20 protein-coding genes are annotated in these 15,426 nt (G+C 71.2%); 9 read left to right on the forward strand and 11 right to left on the reverse strand.

The genetic code is table 11. The features are described 5' to 3' along the window. The first annotated feature begins 7 nt into the window (after positions 1-7). Both AB0C26_RS20410 and AB0C26_RS20415 read left to right on the forward strand, forming a co-directional pair. The gene (locus AB0C26_RS20410) at positions 8-628 is read left to right on the forward strand and encodes a shikimate kinase (RefSeq protein ID WP_360249302.1); all 621 of its coding nucleotides are present in this window, start codon (positions 8-10) and stop codon (positions 626-628) included. A gap of 71 nt (positions 629-699) precedes the next feature. Then, entirely contained in the window at positions 700-1,557 is an 858-nt protein-coding gene (locus AB0C26_RS20415) for a phosphotransferase (RefSeq protein WP_360249305.1), read from the forward strand. Here the strand turns inward: AB0C26_RS20415 and AB0C26_RS20420 are convergent. Beyond that, a complete protein-coding gene (locus AB0C26_RS20420) occupies positions 1,543-2,205 on the reverse strand; it encodes a nucleotidyltransferase domain-containing protein (RefSeq protein ID WP_360249308.1) in 663 nt (220 codons plus the stop codon). The genes AB0C26_RS20415 and AB0C26_RS20420 overlap by 15 nt on opposite strands. Before the next feature lie 594 nt (positions 2,206-2,799). Here AB0C26_RS20420 and AB0C26_RS20425 point away from each other — a divergent pair. Continuing rightward, complete coding sequence (locus tag AB0C26_RS20425; RefSeq protein WP_360249311.1) at positions 2,800-3,807, forward strand: 1-acyl-sn-glycerol-3-phosphate acyltransferase; 1,008 nt, start codon at positions 2,800-2,802, stop codon at positions 3,805-3,807. Positions 3,808-4,210: 403 nt separating this feature from the next. On the opposite strand, the gene AB0C26_RS20430 is transcribed toward AB0C26_RS20425, so the two are convergent. Together AB0C26_RS20430 and AB0C26_RS20435 are read right to left on the reverse strand one after the other, a co-directional pair. After that, complete coding sequence (locus tag AB0C26_RS20430) at positions 4,211-4,909, reverse strand: hypothetical protein (protein WP_360249314.1); 699 nt, start codon at positions 4,907-4,909, stop codon at positions 4,211-4,213. Positions 4,910-4,949: 40 nt separating this feature from the next. Beyond that, positions 4,950-5,726, reverse strand: a complete 777-nt coding sequence (locus AB0C26_RS20435) for a VOC family protein (protein ID WP_360249317.1) — start codon at positions 5,724-5,726, stop codon at positions 4,950-4,952. Positions 5,727-5,902: 176 nt separating this feature from the next. On the opposite strand from AB0C26_RS20435, the gene AB0C26_RS20440 reads away from it, so the two are divergent. Together AB0C26_RS20440 and AB0C26_RS20445 are read left to right on the forward strand one after the other, a co-directional pair. Continuing rightward, complete coding sequence (locus AB0C26_RS20440; RefSeq protein ID WP_360249320.1) at positions 5,903-6,493, forward strand: class I SAM-dependent methyltransferase; 591 nt, start codon at positions 5,903-5,905, stop codon at positions 6,491-6,493. Next, a complete protein-coding gene (locus tag AB0C26_RS20445; RefSeq protein ID WP_360249323.1) occupies positions 6,493-6,957 on the forward strand; it encodes a hypothetical protein in 465 nt (154 codons plus the stop codon). Before AB0C26_RS20440 ends, AB0C26_RS20445 begins: the two co-directional genes overlap by 1 nt. A 25-nt stretch (positions 6,958-6,982) precedes the next feature. Here the strand turns inward: AB0C26_RS20445 and AB0C26_RS20450 are convergent, their stop codons facing one another. Both AB0C26_RS20450 and AB0C26_RS20455 read right to left on the reverse strand, forming a co-directional pair. Further along, positions 6,983-7,768 carry a hypothetical protein gene (locus AB0C26_RS20450; protein WP_360249326.1) on the reverse strand — a complete coding sequence of 262 codons (786 nt, stop codon included), beginning with the start codon at positions 7,766-7,768 and terminating at the stop codon, positions 6,983-6,985. A 55-nt stretch (positions 7,769-7,823) separates the two neighbouring features. Further along, on the reverse strand, positions 7,824-8,306 hold the full coding sequence (locus tag AB0C26_RS20455; protein ID WP_360249329.1) for an endonuclease domain-containing protein: 483 nt from the start codon (positions 8,304-8,306) through the stop codon (positions 7,824-7,826). Between the two features lie 119 nt (positions 8,307-8,425). Here AB0C26_RS20455 and AB0C26_RS20460 point away from each other — a divergent pair, with 119 nt between their 5' ends. After that, complete coding sequence (locus AB0C26_RS20460) at positions 8,426-9,382, forward strand: tyrosine-type recombinase/integrase (RefSeq protein WP_360249332.1); 957 nt, start codon at positions 8,426-8,428, stop codon at positions 9,380-9,382. A gap of 7 nt (positions 9,383-9,389) precedes the next feature. On the opposite strand, the gene AB0C26_RS20465 is transcribed toward AB0C26_RS20460, so the two are convergent. Together AB0C26_RS20465 and AB0C26_RS20470 are read right to left on the reverse strand one after the other, a co-directional pair. After that, complete coding sequence (locus AB0C26_RS20465; protein ID WP_360249335.1) at positions 9,390-9,812, reverse strand: organic hydroperoxide resistance protein; 423 nt, start codon at positions 9,810-9,812, stop codon at positions 9,390-9,392. Positions 9,813-9,824: 12 nt separating this feature from the next. Then, positions 9,825-10,253 (reverse strand): MarR family transcriptional regulator, encoded by a 429-nt coding sequence (locus AB0C26_RS20470; protein WP_360249338.1) that lies wholly within the window; start codon positions 10,251-10,253, stop codon positions 9,825-9,827. A 71-nt stretch (positions 10,254-10,324) separates the two neighbouring features. Here AB0C26_RS20470 and AB0C26_RS20475 point away from each other — a divergent pair, with 71 nt between their 5' ends. Further along, positions 10,325-10,837 (forward strand): GNAT family N-acetyltransferase, encoded by a 513-nt coding sequence (locus AB0C26_RS20475; RefSeq protein ID WP_360249341.1) that lies wholly within the window; start codon positions 10,325-10,327, stop codon positions 10,835-10,837. Here AB0C26_RS20475 and AB0C26_RS20480 read toward each other — a convergent pair. Then, on the reverse strand, positions 10,805-11,581 hold the full coding sequence (locus AB0C26_RS20480) for an endonuclease/exonuclease/phosphatase family protein (protein WP_360249344.1): 777 nt from the start codon (positions 11,579-11,581) through the stop codon (positions 10,805-10,807). The two genes, AB0C26_RS20475 and AB0C26_RS20480, sit on opposite strands and share 33 nt — an antisense overlap. 130 nt (positions 11,582-11,711) lie before the next feature. Here AB0C26_RS20480 and AB0C26_RS20485 point away from each other — a divergent pair, with 130 nt between their 5' ends. Both AB0C26_RS20485 and AB0C26_RS20490 read left to right on the forward strand, forming a co-directional pair. Further along, positions 11,712-12,176, forward strand: a complete 465-nt coding sequence (locus AB0C26_RS20485) for a heme-degrading domain-containing protein (RefSeq protein WP_360249347.1) — start codon at positions 11,712-11,714, stop codon at positions 12,174-12,176. 48 nt (positions 12,177-12,224) lie between these two features. Then, complete coding sequence (locus AB0C26_RS20490) at positions 12,225-13,181, forward strand: NAD-dependent epimerase/dehydratase family protein (RefSeq protein WP_360249350.1); 957 nt, start codon at positions 12,225-12,227, stop codon at positions 13,179-13,181. Here AB0C26_RS20490 and AB0C26_RS20495 read toward each other — a convergent pair. The 3 genes from AB0C26_RS20495 to AB0C26_RS20505 are packed head-to-tail and all read right to left on the reverse strand — an operon-like array spanning position 13,167 to position 15,423. Further along, positions 13,167-14,120, reverse strand: a complete 954-nt coding sequence (locus AB0C26_RS20495) for a pyridoxal-phosphate dependent enzyme (RefSeq protein WP_360249353.1) — start codon at positions 14,118-14,120, stop codon at positions 13,167-13,169. The two genes, AB0C26_RS20490 and AB0C26_RS20495, sit on opposite strands and share 15 nt — an antisense overlap. Then, positions 14,114-15,028, reverse strand: a complete 915-nt coding sequence (locus AB0C26_RS20500; protein WP_360249356.1) for a phosphotransferase — start codon at positions 15,026-15,028, stop codon at positions 14,114-14,116. The genes AB0C26_RS20495 and AB0C26_RS20500 overlap by 7 nt, the downstream gene beginning before the upstream one ends. Then, the gene (locus tag AB0C26_RS20505) at positions 15,025-15,423 is read right to left on the reverse strand and encodes a RidA family protein (protein WP_360249359.1); all 399 of its coding nucleotides are present in this window, start codon (positions 15,421-15,423) and stop codon (positions 15,025-15,027) included. The genes AB0C26_RS20500 and AB0C26_RS20505 overlap by 4 nt, the downstream gene beginning before the upstream one ends. Positions 15,424-15,426: the final 3 nt, after the last annotated feature.

Raw genomic sequence — 15,426 nt, forward strand, 5'->3', positions numbered from 1 at the left:
TTTCCGGATGTCCCTGCCGCACGTGTACTGGATCGGCGGCGCCAGCGGCGCCGGCAAGAGCACCATCGCCCGTACCCTCGCCGCCCGGCACGGCCTGCGCCTCTACGACACCGACGCGGTGATGCGCGAGCACGCCGCCCGCAGCACCGAACCGCAGCTGAGCGCGTTCCTGGCGATGAGCATGGACGAACGCTGGGTCGACCGCAGCCCCCAGGTCATGCTGGACACCTTCCACTGGTACCGCGGCGAAGCCTTCGACCTGATCATCGAGGATCTGCGCCGCCTGCCCACCGAACCCGGGATCATCGCCGAGGGCTTCCGGTTGCTGCCCCACCTCGTACGGCCGCACCTGCCCTCCTCGACGCCAGCGGTGTGGCTCCTGCCGACCCCGGCGTTCCGCCGCGCCGCCTTCGACAGCCGCGGCTCGACCTGGCAGATCGCCGGGCGCACCAGCGACCCCGAACGGGCCCTGGCCAACCTGCTCGAACGCGACCGCCTGTTCACCGAACGGCTGCGCGACGAACTCACCCGCGAGGACCTGCCCGCGATCACCGTGGAACCCGGCCTGACCGAAGAGGAACTGACCGACCAGGTCAGCCACTGTTTGAAGATCCACAGAGTCCGGTAGGCGACAAAAACGGCTTGACCGCGGCGCTACGGTCATGGGTCGGGAGAGCGTTTACCGTCATGGGGGCTGGTGTGCGACGTGCCGACCGTGTGGCCACGCAGGAGTGGCCGCGCACCTCACGCATCGACGCCACCCACGTCCTCGAGCGCATCGCCGACATCACCGGCGTACGCCTCGAACTCGAAGGCGCCGCCCCCGGCGGGGAAGTCGGCGCCGCCTACGTGCGCTGGCCCGACGGGCGCCGCTCCGTCCTGACCGAGGGCCGATCCCGCACCGGCCCCCTGGTCGACAAGGCCCGCGCCGCCGGCGTACCCACCGCCCGCCAAGAGCTCGCCGCGCACGTCGACGGCGCCCGCGTCATCGTCCAGCAACGCCTGCCCGGCCACCCACCCCAGGTCGTCGACGCCGCCCTGGTCGGGCAGATGATCGCCGTCAACGACCGGCTCGCCGGGCTGCTCGCCACCGAACCGAACCCGAGACCCGCCGACCTGCACCTCACCGCCGACGGCCCCGGCTTCTGCCTGCACGAACCCCTGCGCCAGCACAGCGACCGCACCGCCCGCCTGCTCGACCGCGTCCACGCCATCGGCGAGACCCACCCGGCCATGCTCGGCGACGACCTCGTGCACCTCGACTTCCACCCCGGCAACGTCCTGGTCGTCGGCGGCCGCCTCACCGGCGTCATCGACTGGGACGGCGCCACCCGCGGCGACCGCCACTTCGACCTGGTCACCCTGCGTTTCATGCTGACCGGTCAAGACCCTTGCGCCGTACGCCTGCTCGACGAGCGCCTGGAAGCCATCTCCGAACGCCGCCGGCGCGCCTACTGGGCCCACATGAGCCTGCGCCTGGTCGACTGGTCCATCCGCCACCACGACGACGCCACCGTCGACCACTGGCTCGACGTCGCCGAATCAGGCCTGAGCTGAATCGAACACGTCACCGAACCCCCGCGAGCGCGCCTCCACCTCCAACGCCCCGGCAAGCATCGACGGCCGCTCCACCACCCGCGAGATCACAAAATCCGCCGTCCACGGATCCGGCAACGGATGATGGTCCAGCTCCCACCGCAGATACCGGTGGTACGGCCGCACCCGCCCGAACAACGCGAACAACGCGCCCAGACACCAGCCGGCCGCCTCCATCTCCTCCAGCCGCGCCACCTCGGCCCGCCCGTCCCGCCGGCTGCGCACCGCCCGCGACACCGCGCTCACATACCCGTCGAGCTGCTCCCGGGCCATCACCTCGGCCTCCTCCGACGACAAAGACCCTTGCCGCCGTACGAGCTCAGCGATCCGCCCGTCGAGCCGGTCCAGCAAAACCCGCGCCCCACGGTACGAGTACCGCCGCCACCGATCCGACACGTCGGCCAACTCCTCAACCGACAACACCGCCAGATCCAGCCGCGGCACCCTCGACACCGGCCGCCACCGCCCCGGCGACCCCGTGATCACATACGCGTCCACATCCGAACCCGCCGTCGCCACACCCCGCGCGTGGGAGCCGGCCAACACCAGCCCCGCCACCCCAGGATCGTCACGCACCTCATCCATCAACCCGGCAAGCACCTGACTCATGGCCGCAGTATCACCGCCCCAGCAGCCTCACGGCTCCCCGGCAATCCCGCCACCTGATTATCGAAAAGGCTGTCCTCCCAGGCCAGCCCACCCGCCACGTCCCCCGATCGCGGGAGCGGAGTGAATCGGAATTGAACGCCCCCAAGCCCAGTGGGAGATTCGCCCGGGCGGGGCGGGAGACGATCCGGTGATCCCGGCCCCCGGTGGACGTGGCCCACACCGACGCGCCGCGCACCGACGATCAGGCCGGCTCCGAACAGCTCAAGGCCCGCCCGGCGAAGCGCCCCTGACGGCGAGTTGCCCGGCGGCCACACCTCGTGCCCTTCGAGGTGACCGCCTCGCGGACCGCCGTCACCTGAACCGGGCCCGCCTCACCCGCCTGACCTCATCCTGTTCCCGGGCCTGACCGCGGCCGAGGGATCCCACCGTGGCGACCCGTAAGCCGTCCACCGGCCGACCCCCGGGCAGGGGTCGGGATTCCGCTACTCGCCGCGCGGAAGGTCCCGAGGCGGCGACGCGGTGCTCCCGGCCCATTCGATGTGATCAACAGCCCACCCCCGCCGCGCGGGGAGCCATGCGAGTATTACCGGCCTGATGGACAGCACACCCCCTCCGCGGACGCCGCTCATGTGGCGGTTCATGCTTCTGCTCGCCCGCCTGGTCGTCCTGCCCCTGTGCCGGCTGCGGGTCAGCGGCACCGTGCCCGCCGACCTGCGCGGCCGGCCGCTGATCCTGGCCGCCAACCACGTCAGCCCGTTCGACCCGATCGTCATGACCGCCGCCTGTCACAAAGCCGGCATCGCCCCACGCATCATGGCCACCGGCGGCCTGTTCGACGCGCCGATCGCCGGCCCCGCCATGCGCGCCGCCGGGCACATCCGCGTCGACCGCAACACCACCCGCGTCGCCGACGCCCTGCCCGCCGCCACCCAGGCCCTGCGCGACGGCGCCATGGTGCTGCTCTACCCGGAGGGCCGCATCGGCCTCGACCCCTGGATGTGGCCCGAACGCGGCAAAACCGGCGTCGCCCGCATGGCCGCCGCAGCCGGCGCCCCCGTCCTGCCCGTCGCCCAGTGGGGCGCACACGCCGTCCTGCCCTACACCACCCCCGAACACCTCCTGCGCTCCCTGCTGCACGCCATCCGCCGCCGCCCCGTCGTCCACGTCCGCTTCGGCGACACCCCGATCGACCTGTCCGGCGTCACCGGCACCCCCGGCGCCCAAGCCATGCAGGCCACCCGGCTCATCATGGACGGCATCCACGACACCCTCGCCGCCCTACGCCCCACCGAAATGCAGACCCCACACCACGTCGACACCACCCGCCCCCCGGACCCGTCCCGCGTCCGCCCCCGCCGCCCCGCCCACCCCGACAAGGCCCCACCCGAGCAGGCCAACGCCGGCCCAGCCCATCCCGGCCAAGCCCACTCGGAGGAGACCCATCCCGGCCCAGCAGCCCATCCCGGCCCAGTCCATCCCGGCCCAGCCGACATCGGCCCAGCCGACATCGGCCCAGCCGACATCGGCCCAGCCGACACCGGGCAAGCCCATCCCGAGCGGGCCAACACCGACAACGCCGACACGGAGAAGGCCCAGCCGTGAAGGCAACGCCCAAACAAGCCGGCGCGGAAAGCCAGCGTCGAACAGCCGTCCCGAACCGCTGGCTCCGCACAAACGGGCGCCAGACAAGCCGTCCCGGGAAGGCTCGCGTCGACAACCGAAACTCGGGACCGGCCGGCCCTGGCTGCCCCGAGGTAACGGGCAGCCGACACGACCGCTCGCAGAGAGCAAGCTCGGCGCTGGGAAGGGTGGCCCTGAGAGGCCAGCCCTATGCGAGCCAGCTCGACGCCGAAAAGGGGCGCCGAGAGGTCAGCGCCAGCTCGGCGCCGCTCGCCCTGGCGCCGCTCGCCCTGGCGCCGCTCGCCCTGGCGCCGCTCGCCCTGGCGCCGCTCGCCCTGGCGCCGGGAGGTCAGCCGGGAGGTCAGCCGGGAGGTCAGCCGGGAGGTCAGCCGGCCTCGCCTAACTCGGCCAGACGGGCCTCGACCTCGGCCAGCTCGGCTCGCAGGCGCTGCGCCTGGGCCTCCGCCTCGGCCCGCTCCGCGGCCAGAATCTGCTCCACGGCCTCCTGCACCCCGGGCACGTCCACCAGCGACACCATGCGCAGCGCCTCGGCCGGGCGGATCACGTACGGCTTGGCCAGAGCCTTTACGCCCTGGTTGGCCGCGACCGTCCACTCACCCTCGGCGTACGCCAACGTCACCGTCAGGCCCGGAGCCGGTTTCGCCTTCGCCGGGCGCGCCGCCGCCTTCTTCGGCGCGGGAGCCGGAACCGCGGCCGCCGAAGGCGGCTCCTCGGCCCTGCGCGGAGCGGGCGGCGCCTTCACCGGCTGGTCCAGCACGAACGGCGGACCGGCCGGCTTCGCCGGCTCCGGCTCGGGGGCCGGCGCCGCCTTCTTCGCCGCGGCGCCGCGCGGCGCCACCCGAAGGTCGGCGGGGGAGAAGGGCAACTCGTCCTTACCGAAACGCACCACCACGAACTCGTCGGACTCCGCCGGATCGCCCAGGCCCACCACCTGGCCGATCTGACCGGCGATCTGCCCGGCCGCCTCGGTGAACTGCACCCGCGGCTTACGCCCGGCCGCCAGCTGATCCCGAAACGCCTGCAGCTCCTCGCCGCTCAACCCCGCCTGCGCCGTCGCCACCATCTCGACCCCACCTCTTCGAACGTTTGTTTGAACAGTTCTATCAGGCCCCTCCGACACTTTCCGGCAGCGGGGCGCGGCCCGTCACGCAATACTCACGCCCCACCGGATCACGCAACGTCGTCCACTCACCCGGCACCCGCCGCACCACCGACGCACCCCACCCGACATGCCGCGCCACCTCGGCGTCCACGTCCGTACAGGCCAAATCCACATGCATCCCCGCCACCGCCGAACCGACCCGCTGCACCAGCAACTTCAACGGCATCCCGGGCCCGCGCTCCAAATGCTCGAACTCCGGCCGATCCGACGGCCGCCGCTCCCAGCCCGTCAGCCCCCGCCAAAACTCGATCTCCGGCTCGAACAACCCCGACGGCACATCCACACACAACTGATCCACCCCACCGCCACGCCCACCCGGCCGCCGCGCCTCGCCCCGCCACGACACCAGGCAGAACACCACCCCGGCGGGGGAGCGCACCACCACCAGATCCCCCTCGTCGAACACCACGACCGCGCCCCGCCCGACCGCCTCGACCACAGCCTCCGCCACGTCGTCGACATGCAAATCCAGGTGTGTACGCGGGGGAGAACCCGCCAGCACCTGCACCCGCAGATACGCGTCACCCGCCGGCGGCACCAACGTCGCGAACTCACCCGCCGCACCCCGCCGCGCCGACAACCGCGACCCCGTCACCGCCTCCCAGAACGGCTCCGCCACCCGCGACGGCGAATCCAGAAACCCCGTCACCCACCGCACCCGCACCACAGCCACCCCCACACCCGGCACCGAACCCGGAACAATACGGCCCATGCGCATCCGGCCACCCCCGACGACATCCCCGCCATCGCCGAGATCGGCGCGAAGACCCGGCCTGCGACGTACGCCTTCGCCGGCACCGACTACATCGCACACGGCCTCACCGAACCGCACCGCCGACCGGGGGAGCACCCCGGATGGCCCGACACCGTCCGGCTCACCACCAGGGAGCAACCATGACCGACGCCGACGAATTCGACGCCCTCTACAACGCCCCCGGCCACCCACCCTGGGAGATCGGCCGCATCCAGCCCGCGCTCACCGCCGTACTCCAATCAGATCTGCCCGGCCCCAAGATCCTCGACCTCGGCTGCGGCACCGGCGACCTCGCCATCACCCTCGCCCGCCGCGGCTACGACGTCACCGCCGTCGACGTCTCCACCGTCGCCATCGACACCGCCCGCGCCAAAGCCGGGGGACTACCCCTCCACTTCGAAGTCCAGGACGCCACCGCCCTGACCCTGCCCACCACCTACAACACGCTCATCGACTGCGGCCTGCTGCACAACCTGCACCGCCGCGGCCACGCCGACGCCTACATCGCACGGCTACCCGAACTCGCCGCACCCGGCGCCGCCCTCATCGTCCTGGCCATCTCCCGCGAAGGCAGCCAGGACTGGGGACTCACCGAACACGACCTGAACACCGCCTTCCCCGAACCCACCTGGACAGCCACCACCATCGAACACACCCAGATCACCGCCGACGACGCCGGCCGGCAGCTGCTCCTGCCCGCACTCCTGCTGCGTACGACGAAAGCCTCTTGATGCCCCCAACCCGATTCCGTGACACCGGCGCCCGCCTCAGCCACGTCGGCGACGACATCCTCGTCCACTGCCCGGCCTGCGACGGCCCCGCCACCGTGCGCCCCCACAACACCCGACTACACCGACGACTGACCTGCACCAACTGCGCACACACCGCCACCTGGACGGCACCACGCCACGGCGCCGGCCACCTCCTGCCACACCTGAGCGGCCCGAACGACCCGTACTTCAACCGCCCACTCTGGCTGCGCACCGACTTCCGCGGCCACACCCTGTGGGCCTACAACGCCGCACACCTCACCCTGCTCCAGCAATACCTGACCGCCCACCTGCGCGAACGGGCCCACCTCCGAAGCTGCTGCGACATGAGCATGCTCGAACAGCTCCCCGCATGGCTCAAAGCGGCCAGACACCGGACAGCCCTCCTCCAAGCCACCCACACGCTGCAGTCCCAACTCCCATGACCAGCACGGCAGGGGAGTAGCACCGCTACTTCCCGCCCCCGGCCGTGGCTCTTCGCCGGGCCTGCGGGAGCAGCCGGTCCACCTCCGGCCAAGGCATTTGCTCCCACATCACCTGGCAGAGGCGGTCGACCGCGGCCGCGCCGTCCGGCGACAAACGCCCAACGGGCAGCCCGTCGACGAGCTCGTTGAGAAAGGCAGCGAACGTGACCACCCGCCACCGGTCGACCGAGTCCAAACCGGGGTACTTCTCCGAAAGCACGACCGGCACCGCCGACAGGAACACCCAGGCCACGTCGTCCGCCGGGCTGTCGCGGATCCACGAGGGCAGCCAGTTGTTGAAATAGCAGTAATAGTCCAGCTGCGGGATCCCACAGGCCCAACCGCCGCCGTACGCCTTGCCGTGATAGCCGTCCGCCCACGTGCAGCCACAGTCGGACAGGTCATGCGGCCGCGTCCCGTACGGCATCTGCAACGGGTCGGCGACGGCCCGGGCAAGACGGTCCGCGTACCGCCGAGCGGCCGGATCGTCACGCACCGCCTCAGGCCGCGCGAACGACGCGAGTGACCACTGAGCCGGACCATGGGCGAGTTTGACCTCGACGACGGCACCCAGACGCGAACCGGACCCGGCGATGGCCAGATCGCCACCGCGCCGGCGAGGCGGGCACATCCACATCCACAGCTCGTCCGACCGCGCCAGCGTCCGGCGGGGGCCCGGTGACTGCTGCGTCAGCGCCGCAGTCACCGGCGCGATCAGCTCGGGGAAGCCGAAGGTCTCATAGATCGCCGCGGTGACAGCCTGCTCGCCCATAGAACCATCATGACGGCGCTGATCCATCGAAGACATGCCAGGTCGATAGTTCACATTATGTTAAGTAACGGCTTTTTGAAGGTAGGTGATATGCAGCCCTGGCGATACCGATGATCCTGTTGCACCGCCCACAGAGCAGCCCGCGAACCGCACCCGAGGCATGGCAGTGATCCACCTGCAGTGGCACCGCAGGCGTTCTGTGGCCATCTGCACGGGGCCGTCCAAGCATTGGTGTGTCAATTTCGGTCTCGTGGGTTCCGCAGGCCGCACATCTGAAGTCCTGCTCGGCGCGCATCCTGTCGTACTCGTCCGCGCGGATGCGATACAACCTCCACAGGTTCATGCGCCGCACCGCATCCGGGTTCGCGCGGCGCCACGCGGAGGTCTCTCGCCGCCGACATTCCTTACACACGGAATCCAGTCCGCTCGCGCGCCGGCCGAACTCCCCGCGCTGCTTGGCGGCGCCGCATCCGCCCTTCCCCGAACAGATTCTGGTCCCGGTGTCTAGCGACGAGTCGTCGTCGGAGTGCACTGACATGCGCTGAGTATTCGCCGGGCAGGCCGGTTTGGGTGTCCTGCGGTGTTGCCAGCCATGTCGACGAACTTGGCAACGCTCGCGCCTCGCGACGTCCGTACAATTGGTGGATAATATCTCATATGCAGCAAAGTGGTGATTTACCAGTCAGAGAGCTCATCGACGACTTTTTGGCGGCCCGGGCTACGCGGAAGCCGTCGGTGCACACGTTGAAGGCGTACGAGCGGGACCTGGGTCTGATCGTCGGACTGATCGGCGAGGAAGGGGTAACTCTGCGTGACCTCTCCCCCAGGGCGCTGCGGGGGGCTTTTGCGAAGTTCGCCGGTGAGCGGGCCCCCGCCTCGGTGGCCCGCGCCTGGTCGTCGTGGAACGCGTTCTTCACGTTTCTGGTGACGGAGCAGGTGGTGGCCGGGAATCCGATGTCGGCGGTGGACAAGCCGCGGCCGGCGGCCCACTCCCCTAAGCCGTTGCGGGGTTCCGACACTCCGGAGCAGCTGCTTGATGCGGTGAGCCGAGCCGATGAGCGGCAGCGTGATCCGTGGCCGGAGCGGGATCTGGCCGTGCTGGCTCTGGCCTTGTGTGCTGGTTTGCGGCTTTCCGAGTTGCTGGCGTTGCGGATCGGGTCGGTGATGGGGCGGCCCGGTGAGCGCTGGGTGGAGGTGGCCGGTAAGGGTGGGCGGCCGCGCAGTGTGCCGATCGAGCCGGAGTTGGACGCGGTGGTGGATCGGTATGTGGCGAGCCGGCGTGTGCGGTTCGGGCGGGCCGACGCGGATGAGCCGATGCTGGTGGATCGGCGTGGGGCGCCGTTGCAGCGGGGTGGGCTGCAGTATCTGGTGCAGTCCTGCTATCGGCGGGCGGGGATCAATGATCGGGTGCCGCGGGGTGCTCAGTTGCATGCTTTGCGGCATACGTTCGCGACGCGGCTGGCTGAGGATGGGGCGAACGCGTCGGAGATCATGCGGTTGTTGGGGCATGCGTCTTTGGCGACGTCGCAGAACTACATCGAGGTGACGGCGGCGCAGCAGCGCGCGGCGGTGCGGGCGAATCGCACCAACCGCGCGCTGCGGGGTCTTGCTTGAAGGGTGATCAGGCGACGGTGAGGGTGACCTCGACGTTGCCGCGGGTGGCGTTGGAGTACGGGCAGACCTGGTGGGCGGCTTCGAGCAGGGCGCGGGCCTGGTCTTCGTCGAGGCCGGGGATTTCGGCTTCGATGCCGACCGTCAGGACGAAGCCGGGGCCGTCGGTGTGGGGGGCGACGCCGACGTCGATGGTGATGGCGGTGTCGGTGAGGGTGATTTTCTGGGAGCGGGCGACGAGTTTGATGGCGCTGTGGAAGCAGGCGGCGTAGCCGGCGGCGAAGAGTTGTTCGGGGTTGGTGAGGGCGCCGCCGGGGCCGCCCATCTCCTTGGGGACGGCGAGGTCGAAGTCGAGGACGCCGTCGCTGGAGCGGACGTGTCCGTTGCGGCCGTCGCCGGTGGCGGTGGCGGAGGCGGTGTAGATCGCCGGCATGTGGTGTTCCTTTCAGAGGGGTGCGGATGCTCGGACTTTGCCGAGCAGGTGGTGCAGTTGGGCGAATTCGTCTTCGGTGAGGTCGACGGCGCAGGCCACTTGGGCGGGTAGGTCGGCGGTGGCGGTGCGCAGGGCGTTTCCTTGGTCGGTGAGGTGGATGACGACGGTGCGTTCGTCGTGGATGCCGCGCGTACGGCGGACGTGTCCTTGATTCTCGAGTCTTTTGAGCAGTGGGGAGAGGGTTCCGCTGTCGAGGTCGAGGATGGTGCCGAGTTCGCGGACGGTGGTGGGTCCGCGGTGCCAGAGGACGCGCAGGGCGAGGTATTGGGGGTAGGTCAGGCCGAGGGTGTCGAGCGTGGGCCGGTAGATGGCGGTCATGGCGCGGCTGGCGGCGTAGAGCTGGAAGCACACCATTTGCTCGAGTCCGGTGGGTTCGACCATGCGGAAACGGTAGTGCGCAATTGAGTTGTGCGCAACTAGAAAGGATGGCCACGCTGTGTGATCATCGGCGCGTGCCGGATATCCGTTTTGTAGAGCTCTCCCCCGCCGTGCTGACCGCTCTGGTCGACGGGGACCTGGAAACCGCCAGTGCCGTCGCCGGGCAGCCGCTGAGTCAGTACCTCGTGCAGGAGTCCTGGCTGTGGCGGGTGCGCTTGGCGGACATCGCGAAGAATCCCGAGGCCGCGCGCTGGATCGCGCGGGCCGCGGTGGCCGACGGCGTGGTGGTCGGGCACGGTGGTTTCCACGGGCCGCCGGACGAGAACGGGGTCATCGAGGTGGCGTACTCGGTCGATCCCGCGTACCGCCGCCGGGGTTATGCCAAGGCGATGCTGCGGGCGCTGCTGGAGCGGGCGGCGGCCGAGCCGGGGGTGACGGCGGTGCGGGCGAGCATCCGGCCCGACAATGTGGGGTCGAAGGCGACGATCGCCGGGTTCGGGTTCAAGAAGATCGGTGAGCAGTGGGATCCGGAGGACGGTCTGGAGGACGTCTACCTACGGCCGGTCGAGGTGCACGAGCAGGGGTAGATGGTCGGAGATCGCGGCGCGCGGCGTGGCGACCTGGACGACGCGGCCCAGGGTGGGAAGGTCGCGCGGGTCGGCGAGGATGTGGTCGAGCTGGGCGCGCGGGGAGAACGAGGGGAACGTCGCGGCCCGGGCCAGCGGGCGCCAGCCGGTGACGGCCCGGACGGGCCGCGCCGGCATGTTCAGGTCGCCCAGCAGGACGCGGGGTCCGGGCAGCCCGCGGAGCGCACGGACGGCATGTCGTAATTGGCGCAGATTCCACCCTGGGACGAATGAGAGGTGGGTCGTCGCGACGGTCAACGGTCCTCGCGGGGTGGACAGCACGGCGGCGAGCAGCACCCGGGGTTCGTCCTTGAGCAGCCGCAGGCCGTTCTCGGGGTCGTAGAGCGGGGACCGGATGGGTGCGGCCGGCAGCGCGGTGATCTGCCAGCGGGTCACCGGGTAGCGGCTGACCAGGGCGATGCCGTACAGCGGGTGGGTGTTGTCGTCGTCGCTGCGCCAGGGTTGCCACTGCTCCCCCGGTGTGCCGACGACGGCGGCCGCGAAGCGGTGCACGGTGGCGCCCATGGCCTCGGCGGCGACGGCGGTGAGGTCGAGCAGGCCGCTGCGGGGCTGGGCCTTGTCGACCTCTTGCAGGCCGAGGACGTCGGCGTCGAGTTGCGCGACCGCGGTGGCGACGCGGTCGGCGTGTACCGTCCCGTCGGACAGTGATCGGCCGTGCAGAAGGTTGAAGGTGGCCAGGCGCACGATTACGAACCCTAGCCAACGAGGAGGCCGCCGTGTTCATCAAGATGCTCTGCTGCTCGATGATGATCTTTATCGCAGTGGGGTCGCTGGGGATCTGGCTGCGGCGGCGGCGCGACCGATAATGCTGGCCATGAGTGACGATCTGATCGCCGGGCTGGAGCAGCAGGAGCGCGAGCTGGTGTTCGCGCGGTTCGACAACGACGACGCGTGGCGCCTGGGCAGTCTGCTGGTGGCTACGGCGAAGCGGCGGGGGCTGCCGGTGGTGGTGGACATCCGCCGGGGTACGCAGCAGCTGTTCCACGCGGCGTTGCCGGGCAGTGTGGCCGACAACGACACGTGGATCGACCGGAAGGTGCGGGTGGTGGAGCGCTACGGCGCGTCGTCGTACCTGGTGGGCCGGCGGCTGGCCGCGAAGGGTCAGCAGCTGGACGCGGGTATGGGTGTCGAGCCGGCCCTGTACGCGGCGCACGGCGGGGCGTTCCCGATTCGGATCACCGATGTGGGTGTGGTGGGTGTGGTGACCGTTTCCGGTCTGCCGCAGGCCGACGATCACGCCCTGGTGGTGGAGGTCGTGCGGGAGTTCCTTTCGCTCTGAGCGATGAAACCTTCCCTCGCGGGGCCCGGGTGAGCAGAGTCGCGGGGCATGAGGGTCTTGGTTCTCGGTGGTACGGGGTTCGCGGGGCGAGCGGTCGCTGAGCAGGCCGCCCGCCGTGGCGACGAGGTGACGTTGTTCAACCGGGGCCGCCGCGGTGGTGCCTCACTGGTCGGTGACCGGCTGGCCCCGGATGGTCTGAAGGCCCTGGAGACCGGCGAGTGGGACGCGGTGGTCGACACGTGGTCGGCCGACGGGCAGGCGGTGCGGCGCACGGCCGAGCTGCTGCGCGGGCGGGCCGGGCATTACACGTACATCTCGAGCCGGTCGGTCTACCGGTGGCTGACGCCGGGGCCGCTGAGCGAGGCGGCGGCGCTGGTCGAGGAGACCGAGCCGGGGTACGCCGGTGACAAGCTGCGCGGTGAGCGGGGTGCGGCCGCGTTCGGCGGGCCGGTGCTGCTGGCCCGGGCCGGGCTGATTCTGGGTCCGTACGAGGATGTCGGGCGGCTGCCGTGGTGGCTGAACCGGATCGCGCGGGGCGGGCCGACGCTGGCGCCGGGGCCGCGGGAGCTGCCGTTGCAGTACATCGACGTGCGGGATCTGGCCGCGTTCGTGCTCGACGCCGCCGCCGCGCGGCTGGACGGGCCGTACAACCTGGTCAGCGAGCCCGGGCACACCACCATGGGTGAGCTGCTGGAGACGGCGAACGAGGTCACCGGCGGGCACGCGGAGCTGCGGTGGACCGGCCCCGAGGTGATCGTGGCCAAGGGGGTCGAGCCGTGGACGCAGCTGCCGATCTGGTTCCCGCCGGGCCCGGAGCACGAGTTCATGAACACCGCCGAGGTCGGCCCGGCGGTACGGGCCGGGATGCGCTGCCGGCCCGTACGGGAAACCGTTGTTGACACCTGGTCGTGGCTGCGCTCGCTGGGGCAGCCGGCGCCGCAGCGCGACGACCGCCCCCGCGTGGGTCTCGATCCGGCGGTGGAACGGGAGTTACTCGGCGAGTAGGGCGGCCAGGCGGGCGGCGCCGACGTTGCCGCCGGAGACGATGACGCCGATGCGGGCCGGCGGCGGGTCGAGGCGCCCGGCGAGCAGGGCGGCCAGGCCGCTGGCCCCGCTGGGCTCCATGACCTGCTTGAGGCGGTCGACCGCGAAGCGCAGGGCGTCGCGCAGCTCGTCGTCGGTGACCAGCACGATCCGGTCGACGAGGTCTTTGTTTATCGAGAAGGTGAGTTCGCCCGGGGTGGGGGCGGCCTGACCGTCGGCGATGGTGCGCGGCACGGCGATGGTGACCCGCTCCCCCGCTTCCAGGGAGCGTTTGGTGTCGTCGCCCTCGGCCGGTTCGACGCCGATGACCTCGATGCCGGGGTGCAGGCCCTTGGCGGCGACGGCGCTGCCGGCGATGAGCCCGCCCCCGCCGACCGGCACGACGATCGCGTCGAGCTCGCCGACCTCCTCCAGCAGCTCGAGCGCGGCGGTGCCCTGCCCGGCGATGACGTCGGGGTGCTCGTAGGGCGGGATCAGGGCGAGCCCGCGGTCGGCGGCGAGCTGGTTGCCGATGGCGACCCGGTCCTCGGTGTACCGGTCGTAGGTGATGATCTCGGCGCCGTATTCGCGGACGGCGTCGAGTTTGGAGGCCGGGGTGTCGGCCGGCATGATGATCACGGCGGTGGAGCCGAGCTGGCGGGCGGACAGGGCGACGGCCTGCGCGTGGTTGCCCGACGAGTAGGCGGCGATCCCCCGGGCCAGCTGCTCGGGTGAGAGCCGGGCGATGGCGTTGTAGGCGCCGCGGAATTTGAACGCCCCGATCCGCTGGAGGTTCTCCGCCTTCAGGTACACCGTCGCCCCGACCCGCGCGTCCAGCGTCCGCGAGTGGATGACCGGGGTGCGGTGGGCGACCCCGTCGATGCGCTTGGCGGCTTCCCTGACGTCCTGCAATGTCACCATGGCGCCGATCCTAGTGACGGCGCGGTGAGCCGGGCGTGCAGGTCGTCGACCCACTGCTCGGGGGTACGGCCGCCGGGCAGCGTCACCTGGGCCTCGGCTCGCCACCGGGCGTCGCCCAGCACGGTGCGCACGTGCCAGGCCAGGATCCGGTCGACGTCGAGGGCGGTGCCGGCGATCCGCTGGTAGGCGGCGACGGTCGCGGTGAACAGGTCCACGCCGGCGTCGCCGGGCAGGCAGCGCAGGTCGAACTCGGGTTCGCCGAGGCCGGCGGTCTCCCAGTCGACGACCAGGCGCAGCCGCGACGACACCGGATCCCACAGGTGGTTGTCGCCGTGCAGGTCGCCGTGCACGACGACCTGGCGGCCCGGGGTGGCCAGGATCCGGTCGGCCCGGTCGCACCACGCCCGCACGAGGTCGCGCTGGTCGGCCCGGATCCAGGAGTCGAGACCGGCGCGCAGGGTGTCCGTGGTGGTGGGCGGGGTGGAGGGTGGCAGTGGGCGCAACGCGGCGAGGACCCGCGGATGGTGCAGGGCGGCCAGCGCGGCGGCGAGCTCGGCCGCCGCGGCCGGTGACCGGAACTGGAAGAACGGGACCGCGTCGGCCCGGTGCGTGATCAGCAGGACGGGGTCCTGGGACGTCGCCGCCACGGCGGGCAGCGGCACCTCGGGCGCGGCCGCGCGCAGCGCCGCGATCACCCGGATCTCGTGCCGGAGGCGCCGGGCGGGTGGCTCGGCCCAGGCGAACTTCACCACGTACCGGCCGTCGACGACAGCGGTCGCCGCACGCCACTGCGGGCCGGCGTCCGGCTCGACCCCGCGCAGCACTAGGGGGCCGTCGGCGAGTTCCGGCGCCACCCGGCGCAGAGCGGCCCGCAGGGCCGGCTCGGTCGGTGCGCTGAGCCAGGTCACAGGGCGGCGGTCAGGTCGACCTCGACGAGCTGCCCCTGATAGCCCAGCGACGCCACCCCGAGCAGGGTGCTGGCGGTGGTGAACGCGTCGCCCAGCGGTGACGCGGTGAGCTGTTGCCACACGGCGGCCAGCACGGCGCTGTCGGGGCTGACGACGTAGACGACCGAGCGGACCACGTCGGCCGGTGCCGCGCCGGCCGCTTCGAGGACCCGCAGGCAGTTGGTGATCACCTGGGCGGTCTGGGCCGTGTAGTCGCCGGGCGCGCCGGCGACGGCGCCGGACACGTCGAGCGGGCACTGCCCGGCCAGGTGGGCCAGCCGGCCCGCCTCGGAGATGGTCACGTGGCTGTAGCCGGCCGGCTCGTGGACGGTGGACGGATTGATCCTCTCCAGCATCGG

The sequence above is a fragment of the Actinoplanes sp. NPDC048796 genome, assembly GCF_040650035.1.
In the GTDB taxonomy this organism is placed as follows: Bacteria; Actinomycetota; Actinomycetes; order Mycobacteriales; family Micromonosporaceae; genus Actinoplanes.